2 protein-coding genes are annotated in these 962 nt (G+C 65.5%); both read right to left on the bottom strand.

Going from position 1 to position 962, the window contains the following annotated elements; translation table 11 throughout:
* Positions 1-194 (bottom strand): cold-shock protein (locus AC5RWU_RS24365; RefSeq protein ID WP_493986742.1); only part of this gene is annotated, 194 nt, incomplete at its 3' end.
* Between the two features lie 469 nt (positions 195-663).
* Positions 664-962: Rossmann-fold NAD(P)-binding domain-containing protein (locus tag AC5RWU_RS24360; protein ID WP_493986741.1), on the bottom strand; the 299-nt coding region annotated here is incomplete at its 5' end.

The following is a 962-nucleotide window of genomic DNA, read 5'->3' as shown; positions in this document are numbered from 1 at the left end:
CGGATGTTTTCGGCCTGCAGGCCCTTCTGGCCCTGAACGACGTCGAATTCGACCCGCTGGTTTTCCTCCAGGGAGCGGTAGCCGCTGGCGGCGATCTGCCTGAAGTACGCGAACACATCCGGCCCGCCGTCATCCTGGGTGATGAAACCGAAACCCTTTTCGGCGTTGAACCACTTCACGATGCCTGTTGCCATACTGTTTATCCTTCGCGGCCGCACCGCCGGCTCCCCCATCGGAAACCTACCCCGCGGGCGCACCTCTCCCACCCTAGGACGGGAGGAACGGCCCCGACAAGGACTCCCCGCTTCCACCGAACCGCCCGCACCCACCGTTCCAACCCGCCGATAACAGCGCATATGTTCGGTGGCTCTCAGCCGTGCGGGGAGCTTGGGTGTAAGCGCCGGCCGCTGTCCGCGGTGTGTGCCGGTCAGCGGCAGGAGGCCCCGTAGAGCGTCAGGAATATAGTCCACATCGGCGTCGCCGGGATGGATTTCGTGCTCCGCGATGGCCTCAACAGGCTTGGGGCCAAGACCGTCATCGGTGCTGCGCATCCAGTAGGACCAGCAGGTGCCTCCGCCGGACTTGGAATGGAACCGGACACCGGCCGCATAGCTGCCCGCACGGCTAGGCATCCTCGTGCGGCGGTTCCGCACGAAATGAGGTTTAGGTAAGGCGCTCTCCGGTGATGTGGGCCAGGTGGTTCACCAGCTCGGTCTGCAGCCGGTGGTCGTAAGCGGCCCGGTGTGCTTCCTGCCGGTGCTGATGGTGCCAATAGCCGCCACTCGTGCGTGCCTGCGGGTCCTCGCTGGTAGCGAGCCATTCCTGGGTGAGGTAGCCCAGCCGCAGGTCGTCCGGAGCGTTCGGACCGCCCATCCTGGTGGGCACCCAGCCGGGATCGACAGCGTTGCTGAGAACGTCCGGCCATAACCGGGCGACGGCCAGTGCGAGAGCGGTGACGTAGA

The sequence above is a fragment of the Arthrobacter sp. B0427-1-12 genome (assembly GCF_059092905.1).
Note: the sequence above shows the minus strand (reverse complement) of the source record. Positions and strands in the feature narration are given on the sequence as shown.